This is a genomic window from Pseudomonas sp. PWP3-1b2, assembly GCF_049896045.1.
Classification (GTDB): domain Bacteria; phylum Pseudomonadota; class Gammaproteobacteria; order Pseudomonadales; family Pseudomonadaceae; genus Aquipseudomonas; species Aquipseudomonas antarctica_B.
The window spans coordinates 40139-52163 of sequence record NZ_JAFCTN010000024.1 but is presented as its reverse complement, the minus strand read 5'-3'; the positions used below and the strand labels follow the sequence as shown (position 1 = coordinate 52163).

The 12025-nt window shown below is 58.9% G+C and carries 11 protein-coding genes; 8 read left to right on the top strand and 3 right to left on the bottom strand.

What is annotated here, in order from left to right:
- Window positions 1-142 precede the first annotated feature (142 nt).
- The 4 genes from ACP7A2_RS16810 to ACP7A2_RS16795 all read left to right on the top strand — a co-directional run bounded on the left by ACP7A2_RS16810 (window position 143) and on the right by ACP7A2_RS16795 (window position 6305).
- Window positions 143-2065 (top strand): PrkA family serine protein kinase, encoded by a 1923-nt coding sequence (locus ACP7A2_RS16810; RefSeq protein ID WP_348056533.1) that lies wholly within the window; start codon window positions 143-145, stop codon window positions 2063-2065.
- Window positions 2066-2178: 113 nt separating this feature from the next.
- Window positions 2179-3450, top strand: coding sequence for a YeaH/YhbH family protein (locus ACP7A2_RS16805; protein WP_426135116.1), 1272 nt, complete (start codon window positions 2179-2181; stop codon window positions 3448-3450).
- Entirely contained in the window at window positions 3447-5012 is a 1566-nt protein-coding gene (locus ACP7A2_RS16800; RefSeq protein ID WP_348056537.1) for a SpoVR family protein, read from the top strand. Before ACP7A2_RS16805 ends, ACP7A2_RS16800 begins: the two co-directional genes overlap by 4 nt.
- A gap of 63 nt (window positions 5013-5075) precedes the next feature.
- Complete coding sequence (locus tag ACP7A2_RS16795; RefSeq protein ID WP_426135115.1) at window positions 5076-6305, top strand: multifunctional CCA addition/repair protein; 1230 nt, start codon at window positions 5076-5078, stop codon at window positions 6303-6305.
- A gap of 57 nt (window positions 6306-6362) precedes the next feature.
- Here the strand turns inward: ACP7A2_RS16795 and folK are convergent, their stop codons facing one another.
- Window positions 6363-6881, bottom strand: coding sequence for a 2-amino-4-hydroxy-6-hydroxymethyldihydropteridine diphosphokinase (gene folK / locus ACP7A2_RS16790; RefSeq protein WP_426135113.1), 519 nt, complete (start codon window positions 6879-6881; stop codon window positions 6363-6365).
- Window positions 6872-7225, bottom strand: coding sequence for a dihydroneopterin aldolase (folB, locus tag ACP7A2_RS16785; protein ID WP_426135112.1), 354 nt, complete (start codon window positions 7223-7225; stop codon window positions 6872-6874). Before folB ends, folK begins: the two co-directional genes overlap by 10 nt.
- 74 nt (window positions 7226-7299) lie before the next feature.
- Between folB and plsY the strand changes: the two genes are divergently transcribed.
- Window positions 7300-7869 carry a glycerol-3-phosphate 1-O-acyltransferase PlsY gene (plsY, locus tag ACP7A2_RS16780; protein ID WP_375066601.1) on the top strand — a complete coding sequence of 190 codons (570 nt, stop codon included), beginning with the start codon at window positions 7300-7302 and terminating at the stop codon, window positions 7867-7869.
- Window positions 7870-7902: 33 nt separating this feature from the next.
- Here the strand turns inward: plsY and tsaD are convergent, their stop codons facing one another.
- Window positions 7903-8928: a tRNA (adenosine(37)-N6)-threonylcarbamoyltransferase complex transferase subunit TsaD gene (tsaD, locus tag ACP7A2_RS16775; protein ID WP_348056547.1), complete on the bottom strand. Its 1026-nt coding sequence runs from the start codon at window positions 8926-8928 to the stop codon at window positions 7903-7905.
- Between the two features lie 202 nt (window positions 8929-9130).
- On the opposite strand from tsaD, the gene rpsU reads away from it, so the two are divergent.
- The 3 genes from rpsU to ACP7A2_RS16760 all read left to right on the top strand — a co-directional run.
- Window positions 9131-9346: a 30S ribosomal protein S21 gene (rpsU, locus tag ACP7A2_RS16770; protein ID WP_002551877.1), complete on the top strand. Its 216-nt coding sequence runs from the start codon at window positions 9131-9133 to the stop codon at window positions 9344-9346.
- A gap of 442 nt (window positions 9347-9788) precedes the next feature.
- Window positions 9789-11759, top strand: a complete 1971-nt coding sequence (gene dnaG / locus ACP7A2_RS16765; RefSeq protein WP_375066599.1) for a DNA primase — start codon at window positions 9789-9791, stop codon at window positions 11757-11759.
- 67 nt (window positions 11760-11826) lie between these two features.
- The coding region (locus tag ACP7A2_RS16760) for an RNA polymerase sigma factor region1.1 domain-containing protein (RefSeq protein ID WP_426135111.1) at window positions 11827-12025 on the top strand (199 nt) is incomplete at its 3' end.

Here is a 12025-nt window from a genome sequence, read left to right as displayed (position 1 = left end):
GAGCCGGTACACCGGCGTACGGGTCATCGGTAGCGTTTGAGGATGTTTGGGGGGAAAACAGCCAGGGATAATCACCCATGGCTGCCAGCATCGACTGATTGATCCGGCGTCGGCTCCACGTATCGAGCGAGGTGACGACGTCATGAGTATCTTTAGCCACTTCCAAAACCGCTTCGAGTCCACACAGCAAGAAGAGCTCACGCTGCAAGAGTATCTCGACCTGTGCAAAAAGGACCGCAGCACCTACGCGTCTGCCGCCGAACGCCTGCTACTGGCCATTGGTGAGCCGCAGCTGGTGGAAACCGCCAATATTTCGCGGCTGTCGCGAATATTCTCCAACAAGGTGATCCGCCGCTATCCGGCCTTTGAAGACTTCCATGGCATGGAAGAATGCATTGATCAGATCGTCTCCTACTTCCGCCACGCCGCCCAGGGCCTGGAAGAGAAGAAACAGATCCTCTACCTGCTCGGCCCGGTCGGCGGCGGCAAGTCGTCCCTGGCTGAAAAGCTCAAACAACTGATCGAGAAGGTGCCCTTCTACGCTATCAAGGGCTCGCCGGTTTTCGAATCGCCTTTGGGCCTGTTCAACGCCACGGAAGATGGCGCGATTCTCGAAGAAGACTTCGGCATCCCACGGCGCTACCTCAACACCATCATGTCGCCCTGGGCCACCAAGCGCCTCGCCGAGTTCGGCGGTGATATCAGCCAGTTCCGGGTGGTGAAACTTTACCCGTCGATACTCAACCAGATCGGCGTGGCCAAGACCGAGCCCGGGGATGAGAACAACCAGGATATTTCAGCGCTGGTCGGCAAGGTGGATATCCGCAAACTCGAGGAATTCCCGCAAAACGACGCCGACGCCTACAGCTATTCGGGCGCACTGTGCCGGGCCAACCAGGGCCTGATGGAATTCGTGGAGATGTTCAAGGCGCCGATCAAGGTGCTGCACCCACTGCTCACCGCCACTCAGGAAGGCAACTACAACAGTACCGAAGGCCTGGGCGCGATTCCGTTCACCGGGATCCTGCTGGCCCACTCCAACGAATCGGAATGGCACACCTTCCGCAACAACAAGAACAACGAAGCCTTCATCGACCGGATTTACATCGTCAAGGTGCCGTACTGCCTGCGGGTCAGTGATGAAATCAAAATTTACGACAAGCTGCTGTTCAACAGCTCCCTGGCCAAGGCGCATTGCGCACCCGACACCCTGAAGATGCTCGCGCAGTTCACCGTGCTGTCGCGCCTCAAGGAGCCGGAGAACTCGAACATCTACTCGAAGATGCGCGTGTACGACGGCGAAAACCTTAAGGACACCGACCCCAAGGCCAAGTCGATCCAGGAATACCGCGACACGGCGGGCGTGGACGAAGGCATGAACGGCCTGTCGACGCGGTTTGCGTTCAAGATCCTCTCCAAAGTCTTCAACTTTGACCCGCACGAGATTGCCGCCAACCCGGTGCACCTGCTTTACGTGCTGGAACAGCAGATCGAACAGGAACAATTCCAGGCGGAAACCCGCGAGCGCTACCTGCGTTTCCTCAAGGAATACCTGGCGCCGCGCTACATCGAGTTTATCGGCAAGGAAATCCAGACCGCGTACCTGGAGTCCTACAGCGAGTACGGCCAGAACATCTTCGACCGCTACGTGCTGTATGCCGACTTCTGGATTCAGGACCAGGAATATCGCGACCCGGAAACCGGAGAGATCCTCAACCGCGTCGCTCTCAACGAGGAGCTGGAAAAGATCGAAAAACCGGCCGGCATCAGCAATCCGAAGGATTTCCGCAACGAAATAGTCAACTTCGTGCTGCGCGCCAGGGCCAACAACAACGGCAAAAACCCCACTTGGCTCAGCTACGAAAAGCTGCGGGTGGTCATCGAGAAGAAAATGTTCTCCAACACCGAGGATCTGCTGCCGGTCATCAGCTTCAACGCCAAGGCCAGCAAGGAGGATCAGCAAAAACACAACGACTTCGTCACACGAATGGTCGAGCGCGGGTACACCGACAAACAGGTACGGCTGCTGTCCGAGTGGTACCTGCGGGTTCGTAAATCACAGTAAGGCAGCGACAGGCATGTGCTGCCGGGCCGCTGGCCTGGTAGCACACCGCTTGCCTCTAAGCTTCCAGCTCGCGGCTTGAAGCTTGTAACGTGAAGCTGCCCGGAGGGCTCCCCATGAGCTATGTGATAGACCGACGCCTCAATGGCAAGAACAAGAGCACGGTAAACCGCCAGCGTTTCCTGCGGCGTTACCGTGACCACATCAAAAAGGCCGTCGAAGAGGCCGTCAGCCGCCGCTCCATCACCGACATGGAGCATGGCGAACAAATCAGCATTCCCGGTCGGGACATCGACGAACCGGTGCTGCACCACGGTCGGGGCGGCAAGCAAACCGTCGTGCACCCCGGCAACAAGGAGTTCACCACCGGCGAACATATCCAGCGCCCCCAGGGCGGCGGCGGCGGTAAAGGCCCGGGCAAGGCCGGGAATTCCGGCGAAGGCATGGACGAATTCGTGTTCCAGATCACTCAGGAAGAATTCCTCGAATTCATGTTCGAAGACCTGGAACTGCCCAACCTGGTTAAACGCAACCTCACCGGCACCGACACCTTCAAGACCGTACGCGCCGGGATCAGTAACGAGGGCAACCCTTCGCGTATCAACATCATCCGTACCCTGCGTTCAGCCCACGCCCGGCGTATCGCCCTGTCAGGGAGCAGCCGCGCCAAACTCAGAGATGCCAAGGAAGAACTCGCGCGTTTGAAACGCGAAGAGCCGGACAACTTCGGCGATATCCAGGAAATCGAAGCTGAAATCGAGAAACTCAGCGCGCGCATTCACCGCGTGCCGTTCCTCGATACCTTCGACTTGAAATACAACTTGTTGGTCAAGCAGCCCAACCCCAGTTCCAAGGCCGTGATGTTCTGCCTGATGGACGTGTCCGGCTCGATGACCCAGGCCACCAAGGACATCGCCAAGCGCTTCTTCATCCTGCTGTATCTGTTCCTGAAGCGGAACTACGACAAAATCGACGTGGTGTTCATCCGCCATCACACCAGCGCCCGGGAAGTCGACGAGGAAGAGTTTTTCTACTCGCGGGAAACCGGCGGCACCATCGTCTCCAGCGCCCTGAAGCTGATGCAGGAGATCATGGCCGAGCGCTACCCGGCCAGCGAGTGGAACATCTACGCCGCCCAGGCCTCCGACGGCGACAACTGGAATGACGACTCGCCAATCTGCCGCGACATCCTGATCAACCAGATCATGCCGTTTGTGCAGTACTACACCTACGTCGAAATTACCCCTCGTGAGCACCAGGCCCTGTGGTTTGAATACGAGCGTATCGGCGAAGCCTTTGCCGACACTTTCGCCCAGCAGCAACTGGTCTCGGCCGGCGATATCTACCCGGTCTTCCGTGAACTCTTCCAGCGCAGGTTAGTGTCATGACCGCCAAAAAAGAGCATAAGCGCCAACCGCTTTCCACCGGGTCCGAATGGACTTTCGAACTGATCCAGGCCTATGACCGGGAAATCAGCCGCATTGCGGCGGGTTACGCCTTGGACACTTACCCCAACCAGATCGAAGTGATCACTGCCGAACAAATGATGGATGCCTACGCTTCAGTCGGCATGCCCTTGGGTTATCACCACTGGTCCTACGGCAAACACTTCCTCAGTACCGAGAAGTCCTACACCCGTGGCCAGATGGGCCTGGCCTACGAAATCGTCATCAACTCCGACCCGTGCATCGCCTACCTGATGGAAGAAAACACCATTTGCATGCAGGCACTGGTGGTGGCGCACGCCTGCTACGGGCACAACAGCTTCTTCAAGGGCAATTACCTGTTCCGCACCTGGACCGACGCCAGTTCGATCATCGATTACCTGGTGTTCGCCAAGCAGTACATCATGCAGTGCGAGGAGCGCCACGGCATCGACGCGGTGGAGGATTTGCTCGACTCCTGCCACGCCCTGATGAACTACGGCGTCGATCGCTACAAACGCCCTTATCCGATTTCCGCCGAGGAAGAACGCCTGCGCCAGAAGGAGCGCGAGGAGCACCTGCAGAAGCAGATCAACGACCTGTGGCGCACCATTCCAAAACGCGCCGGCAAGAACAGCGACAAGGACAATGCGCGCTTCCCCGTCGAACCTCAGGAAAACATTCTGTATTTCCTGGAAAAGCACGCGCCATTGCTGGAGCCGTGGCAGCGCGAAATTGTGCGCATCGTGCGCAAGATCGCCCAGTATTTTTATCCACAGCGCCAGACTCAGGTGATGAACGAAGGCTGGGCCACGTTCTGGCACTACACCCTGATGAACGACCTGTACGACGAGGGCCTGGTCACTGACGGTTTCATGATGGAGTTCCTCACGTCTCACACCAGCGTGGTGTACCAGCCCGGCTTTGACAGCCCCTACTACAGCGGCATCAACCCCTACGCACTGGGCTTTGCCATGTACCGCGACATCCGGCGCATGTGCGAACACCCAACAGACGAGGACCGTCACTGGTTCCCGGAAATCGCAGGCAGCGACTGGCTGTCGACCATCAAATTCGCCATGAGCAGCTTCAAGGACGAGAGCTTCATCCTGCAGTACCTGTCGCCCCAAGTGATTCGCGACCTGAAGCTGTTCAGCATCATGGATGACGACCTCAAGGACGATTTGTTGGTGCCGGCGATCCACGACGAACCGGGTTACCGCACCATCCGCGAGACCCTGGCGGCGCAGTACAACCTGGGCAACCGCGAGCCTAACGTGCAGATCTACAGCATCGATGTGCGCGGCGACCGCTCGCTGACCCTGCGTCACCAGCAGCACGACCGCAAACCCTTGGGCGAATCCACCGACGAGGTCCTCAAGCACCTGCATCGGCTGTGGGGCTTCGACATCCACCTGGAAACGCTGCAGGGCGATCAGGTCATGAAGACCCATCACGTGCCGCCACGCACCGATCACAATGACAACGACTACGGCCGCCTGGACCTGGCCGTCGTACATCTCTGATACAGCAAAGCCTCCATCGGCCCTGCACAGGCGGTATCCTGTGCCGCTAATGGAGGCTTTTTCATGAAAATCTACAAAGTCGGCGGTGCGGTGCGTGACCGCTTGCTGGGCATCAAGGTGACCGACATTGATCGCGTCGTCGTCGGTGCCAGTGCTGAAGAAATGCTCGCCAAGGGCTACAAGCCGGTCGGTGCTGACTTCCCGGTGTTCCTGGACCCGAAAAACGGCGACGAATACGCCCTCGCCCGTACTGAACGCAAGACTGGCCGGGGTTATGGCGGCTTTGTGTTTCACGCCAGCCCTGAAGTCACGCTGGAAGAAGACCTGATTCGCCGCGACCTGACTATCAATGCGATGGCGGAGGACGATGACGGCAATCTGACCGACCCTTACCTGGGAAGGCGCGATCTTGAAGCGCGCATTCTGCGCCACGTTTCACCGGCGTTCGCCGAAGATCCGCTCCGCGTTTTGCGCGTTGCGCGGTTCGCTGCGCGTTACGCTCACCTGGGTTTTACCATCGCGCCAGAAACGCTGGAGCTGATGCGTCAATTGAGCGAATCCGGCGAACTGGAAGCCTTGACGCCAGAGCGCAGCTGGAAAGAAATCTCCCGAGCGTTAATGGAAGATCAGCCCCAGGTGTTCATCCAGGTACTGCGCGACTGCGACGCTCTGAAAACCTTGATGTCGGAAGTGGACGCGCTGTTCGGCGTGCCACAACCCGAAACCCATCACCCGGAAATCGACACCGGCGTGCATACCCTGAGCGTGCTGGAACAGGCAGCCCTGCACCAGCAACCGCTGACCGTGCGCTGGGCCTGCTTGCTGCATGACTTGGGCAAGGGGCTGACGCCTGTGGCCAAGTGGCCGCAGCATATTGCCCATGAACATACGGGACTCAAATTGATCAAGGCGGTCAATGAGCGTTTTAAAGTGCCGAAGGACTGCCAGGAGTTGGCGCTGCTGGTTGGCCAATATCACACCCACGGCCATCGTGCGCTCGAGCTGAAAGCCTCGACATTGCTTGAGTTGTTGCAGAGTTTTGACGTGTACCGTCGTCCTCAGCGCTTTGAGGAGTTTGTGGTGGCGTGCGAGATGGATGCCCGGGGCCGCAAGGGTTTTGAACAGCGAAGTTATCCACAGGCGAATTATTTGCGTGGCGCGGCAACGGTGGCGCGCGAAGTGGCGGTGGCGCCATTGCTGGAGAAGGGTTTCAAAGGCCCGGAGCTGGGCGAAGCGCTCAAGCGTGAACGGCTCAAGGCGCTGAAGACCTACAAGGAACAGCACAACGAGTAGCAGGCAAGCCTTTGTGGCGAGCGGGCTTGCCCCGCTCGCCACAGGAGGTCTCGGCGCCTAGAGGAATGCGTCCGGTGTCAGCTGCTGGCCCTGCCATTCAAAGCCGACCGGCGCCAGCACTTGATCGATCTGCGCGTCGCGCCACAACTCAGCCAGGGTTTTACCCGCTTCAGGATGCACACGGTCTGGTGCCATTAACGACAGCGGCCACAGCACAAATGCGTTTTTCAGGATTTCTGCTCGCGGCAGGATCAAACCGTCGAAGTTACCCACCAGCTCGCCATACAGCAGCACGTCGATATCCAGTGGCAACCCTTTACGGTCCGGCGCATAGCGGCCGTTATCGGCTTCAATGAATTTCAGGCGGCGATCCAGTTCCATTAACGGCAAATCGGTCCAGGCCGACACCACCAGGTTGAAGAACGGCCCGCTCTTGATGCCAACCGGCTGGCTTTCAAATACCGCCGAGCAGCGCATTTCGGTCAAAAAGCTCGCCAACGCATCCAGGCCCGCACGTAAGTGGGCCTCGCGCTCGATGTTACTGCCAAGGCCCAGGTAAACCTGTGTTAGCGACATCCGCGCTCGATCTCCACGCCCACGCCCCTGGCGGCCGGCACGGCACCTGGCTTGGTCAACTTGAGGTACAACCAGGGAATCTGGAATTCACTCATCAGCACTTCGGCCAGGCGCTCGGCAAAGGTTTCCACCAGTTGGTACTGGGACTGCTCGGCAAACGCCTGGATACGCATGGACACGCTGGCGTAATCCAGCGCCAGGGTCAGGTCGTCACTGGCCGCAGCCGGGCGGTTGTCCCAGGCGAAGCTCAGGTCCAGGCGCAGGCATTGCTTGATGCCGCGCTCCCAGTCGTAGGCCCCGATCACGGTGTCGACTTCCAGGCCTTCGATAAACACTCTGTCCAAGCACTCTTCTCCGTAGCACGACAAGGGCGCGATGCGCCGTTAGAATCAGGGCGTCCTCGCCCGGAATAGTTAGCATGTTTTGGTTACTGGCGATTCTCGCCTACCTGCTCGGCTCGCTGTCCTTCGCCATTTTGCTCAGCCGCCTGACGGGAAATCCCGACCCGCGAATGAGTGGCTCAGGCAATGCCGGCGCCACTAATATGTTGCGCCTGGCCGGCAAAAAACTCGCCGTACTGACGCTGCTGGGCGACATCTGCAAGGGCCTGTTGCCCGTGCTGATCGCCAGCTTCGCCGGCCTTACCCTGCAACAACAGGCCTGGGTAGGCGTGTGCGCCGTGCTCGGCCATCTGTTTCCGCTGTACTTTCGATTTCGGGGTGGTAAAGGCGTCGCCACGGCAGCCGGCATGTTGCTGGGGATCTACCCGCCGGCAGCGTTACTGGCCGTGCTTGCCTGGCTACTGACGTTCTACCTGACCCGCACCAGCTCATTGGCCGCGCTGATCGCCACACCCTTGACCCTGCCATTACTGGCCTGGCAGGAACCGACCGCGCTGTTGCCGATGAGCGCGCTGACGCTGTTGATCGTCTGGCGCCACCGCGGCAATTTACGCGACCTGTTTGCCGGGCGCGAACGGCATTTTTAAATACGCCGGATGCGCCCGACTCACCCTGAGCCCTCACAACGGTGAAAGCTGCTCCATCGGCCAGCGTGCCTGCACGCTGATCGCCAGGCTTTCGTGCTGCCCGGCCTGCAGGCGCTGGCAACCGGCGTAAGCGATCATCGCGCCGTTGTCGGTACAGAATTCAGGGCGCGCATAGAACACATCGCCCTTCATATCGCCGAGCATCTTTTCCAGCGAAGTGCGCAGGGCCTTGTTGGCGCTGACGCCGCCTGCTATCACCAGACGCTTCATGCCGGCCTGTTTCAGGGCGCGTTTGCACTTGATGGTCAAAGTCTCCACCACGGCCTGCTGGAACGCCAGCGCGATGTCGCAACGGGCTTGATCACTGTCGTCCCCGGCGCTGACGCTGTGTTGCCAGGTATTCAACGCCGAGGTTTTCAAGCCGCTGAAGCTGAACATCAAGCCAGGGCGATCGCACATCGGGCGCGGGAAAGTGTAGCGGCCGGCAACGCCCTTTTCAGCGAGGCGGGCGATTTCCGGGCCGCCTGGATAATTCAGGCCCATCATCTTCGCGGTCTTGTCGAATGCTTCACCGGCAGCGTCGTCCAGGGACTCGCCCAACAGGGTGTATTGGCCGATGCCATCGACCTGAACCAGCTGCGTATGGCCGCCTGAAACCAACAAAGCGACGAACGGGAACTCTGGCGGTGTTTTTTCCAGCATGGGCGCCAGTAAATGGCCTTCCATGTGGTGCACACCGAGGGCTGGAATACCCCAGGCAAATGCCAGCGCTTGGGCGCAAGAGGCCCCAACCAGCAGGGCTCCGACCAACCCTGGGCCGGCGGTGTAGGCGATAGCGTCGATCTCGGTCGGCACGCAACCGGCCTCGTCCAGCACCTGACGAATCAACGGCAGCATGCGTTTGACGTGATCACGGCTGGCCAGCTCCGGCACGACGCCGCCGTAGGCGCGGTGAAGGTCGATCTGACTGAACAGTGCATCGGCCAAAAGCCCGCGTTCACTGTCGTAAAGTGCGACACCGGTTTCGTCGCAGGAGGTTTCAAGTCCCAGTACTAGCATGGGTTTGCGCCTTGTAGAGGCTGAATACGAAGGCGCGCATAATAGTCGCCACTCCCCCTCCCGACTAGCGGTTTTCGATCAGAGGCTTTGCATTCCGGGCAATGAGGGGTTAACATCCGCAACCCTTAAAAACCGACGACCTCAGCCGCGAATTTTTTGCGACGAGAACGTTGATCCCGGTAATGAAAGAAGGTAGCTCTGGATGCCAGCCGTCAAAGTTAAAGAGAACGAACCCTTCGACGTAGCTCTGCGTCGTTTCAAGCGCTCCTGCGAAAAAGCCGGTGTACTGGCTGAAGTTCGTAGCCGCGAATTTTACGAGAAGCCAACTTCTGAGCGTAAGCGTAAAGCAGCAGCCGCTGTTAAGCGTCACGCCAAGAAAGTTCAGCGCGAGCAGCGCCGCGCCGTTCGTCTGTACTAATACACAGACGTTCGTAGCAAGCTTCTGCCAAGCCCGGCCCTCAGCCGGGCTATTGGCATTTGCGCAAATCGTTTGATGCCTCATCGTCGACGCCGCCCATGCGACCGAGACACTGCTTCACACGTCAGGACTGGCTCTTTTGCCAGCGGTGCACGTCTCTTCTGACGAGCCTAACAAGGCTACTGACGAGCACACTTATTTTTTATCAGGCGATCAACAGGTCGACTGCGCCCACCGATGAGCTTCCGAGGCCACTACTGGTCAAGACCGGATGCCTGGGGCAACATTTCCACGTCGAAAACTGACCTGAAATTAACGTCAGTGAATGTTCGGCAGATACACTTCCTGACAACCCATGCAGACGCTAGATGCTCGAGCACTCGGTACGCGCGCTTGAACACTTCACGGGCCCTCATTTACACGCAGTGATGACGAGAACGCCATGGCCGGGCTAATTCCCCAGAGCTTTATTGACGACCTTCTGAACCGCACCGACATCGTCGATGTTGTCAGCTCGCGTGTGCAATTGAAAAAAGCCGGCAAGAATTACACCGCCTGCTGCCCGTTCCACAAAGAAAAAACCCCATCGTTCAGCGTCAGCCCCGACAAGCAGTTCTACTACTGCTTTGGCTGCGGCGCAGGCGGCAACGCCCTCGGCTTTCTCATGGACCACGACAACCTGGACTTCCCCCAGGCGATCGAGGACCTGGCAAAAGCCGCCGGCATGGAAATCCCCCGCGAAGAAAGCGGCCGCCCGCACAAACCCCGGCAGCCCACCGATTCGCCGCTGTACCCGCTGTTGACGGCCGCTGCTGACTTCTATCGTCAGGCGCTTAAAAGCCATCCGCAGCGCAAGGCAGCCGTCGACTACTTGAAAGGCCGCGGCCTGACCGGGGAAATCGCCCGCGACTTCGGTCTTGGCTTCGCCCCTCCGGGCTGGGACAACCTGTACAAGCATTTGAGCAGCGACACGCTCCAGCAAAAAGCCATGATCGACGCCGGCCTGCTGGTGGAAAATGCCGAATCCGGCAAACGCTACGACCGCTTCCGTGACCGCGTGATGTTTCCGATCCGCGACAGCCGTGGCCGCATCATCGCGTTCGGCGGCCGGGTGCTGGGGGATGACAAGCCCAAGTACCTGAACTCCCCGGAAACGGCGGTGTTTCACAAGGGCCAGGAACTCTACGGCCTGTTTGAAGCGCGCAAGAACAATCGCAACCTTGATGAAATCATCGTGGTTGAAGGCTATATGGACGTGATCGCACTCGCCCAGCAAGGCTTGCGCAATGCGGTGGCGACCCTCGGCACGGCCACCAGCGAAGAGCATTTGAAGCGCCTGTTTCGCGTCGTGCCCAGCGTGCTGTTCTGTTTTGACGGCGACCAGGCGGGCCGCAACGCTGCCTGGCGCGCGCTCGAAGCGACGCTGTCGAGCCTGCAGGACGGGCGTCGCGCACGCTTCCTGTTTTTGCCCGAAGGCGAAGACCCCGACACCCTGGTACGCTCCGAAGGCACCGACGCGTTCCGTGCGCGCATCAACCAACATGCGCAGCCGCTGGCGGATTATTTTTTCCAGCAACTGACCGAAGAAGCCGACCCGCGCTCACTCGAAGGCAAGGCCCATATGGCCACCCTCGCGGCGCCGCTGATCGACAAGGTCCCGGGCGCGAACCTGCGCACACTGATGCGTCAGCGCTTGCTGGAAATCACCGGCTTGAGCGGCGAAGCGGTCAGCCAACTGGTGCACAGCGCGCCGCAACACGCGCCGCCCGCCTACGACCCCGGCATGGATTACGACGCCATGCCGGATTACTCCGACTTTCACCAACCGCAGGACGCCTACGCGCCCCAGCAGGAGTGGACGCCCAAGAAACCGGGTGCCGGCGGCAAGAAATGGGACAAGAAACCCTGGAGCAAGAATGGCAAGCGCGGTGATCGCGATGAGGCTTACGCCCCGCGAACTCCTGTCGCCGTAGAAGCTCCAACGCTCATTGCCCTGCGCACGCTCATCCACCACCCGCAACTGGCGGGCAAGGTTGAGAGTGCCGACCATTTTGCCAACGCCAGCAACACGTACGCTCAGGTACTGATCGCCTTGATCGAGGCAGTCCAGAAAAATCCTAAGCTAAACTCGATTCAGCTAATGGCGCGCTGGCATGGCACCGAACAAGGCCGGCTATTGAAAGCACTCGCGGAAAAGGAGTGGCTAATTGACGGCGATAACCTTGAACAACAGTTTTTAGACACCATAACTAGGTTATCCGCGGGTCAGCATACGCAGACCCTCGACGAACTCATCAAAAGAGCAAGGCAGCCGGGATTGTCGGCTGAAGAGCAAATTCAGATAGCAAAACAGATGCGCGACCTCTTAAAACAGAATGTTTCAGCATCAAACCCGACCTCAGCTGGCGTGTGAGGTCATAGCTCGGGTATAATCCTCGGCTTGTTTTTTGCCCGCCAAGACCTTCAGTGGATAGGGTGTTATGTCCGGAAAAGCGCAACAGCAGTCTCGTATCAAAGAGTTGATCGTTCTCGGTCGTGAGCAGGGTTACCTGACTTACGCGGAGGTCAACGACCACCTGCCTGAGGATATTTCAGATCCAGAGCAGGTGGAAGACATCATCCGCATGATTAACGACATGGGGATCAACGTATTCGAAGCTGCGCCAGATAAGGATTCTC

Coding starts and splice junctions, on each gene's coding strand:
- folK (WP_426135113.1), bottom strand. CDS start 6,881: ATGTCGCTAACACAGGTTTACCTGGGCCTTGGCAGTAACATCGAGCGC.
- ACP7A2_RS16810 (WP_348056533.1), top strand. CDS start 143: ATGAGTATCTTTAGCCACTTCCAAAACCGCTTCGAGTCCACACAGCAA.
- plsY (WP_375066601.1), top strand. CDS start 7,300: ATGTTTTGGTTACTGGCGATTCTCGCCTACCTGCTCGGCTCGCTGTCC.
- ACP7A2_RS16805 (WP_426135116.1), top strand. CDS start 2,179: ATGAGCTATGTGATAGACCGACGCCTCAATGGCAAGAACAAGAGCACG.
- dnaG (WP_375066599.1), top strand. CDS start 9,789: ATGGCCGGGCTAATTCCCCAGAGCTTTATTGACGACCTTCTGAACCGC.
- ACP7A2_RS16800 (WP_348056537.1), top strand. CDS start 3,447: ATGACCGCCAAAAAAGAGCATAAGCGCCAACCGCTTTCCACCGGGTCC.
- tsaD (WP_348056547.1), bottom strand. CDS start 8,928: ATGCTAGTACTGGGACTTGAAACCTCCTGCGACGAAACCGGTGTCGCA.
- rpsU (WP_002551877.1), top strand. CDS start 9,131: ATGCCAGCCGTCAAAGTTAAAGAGAACGAACCCTTCGACGTAGCTCTG.
- ACP7A2_RS16795 (WP_426135115.1), top strand. CDS start 5,076: ATGAAAATCTACAAAGTCGGCGGTGCGGTGCGTGACCGCTTGCTGGGC.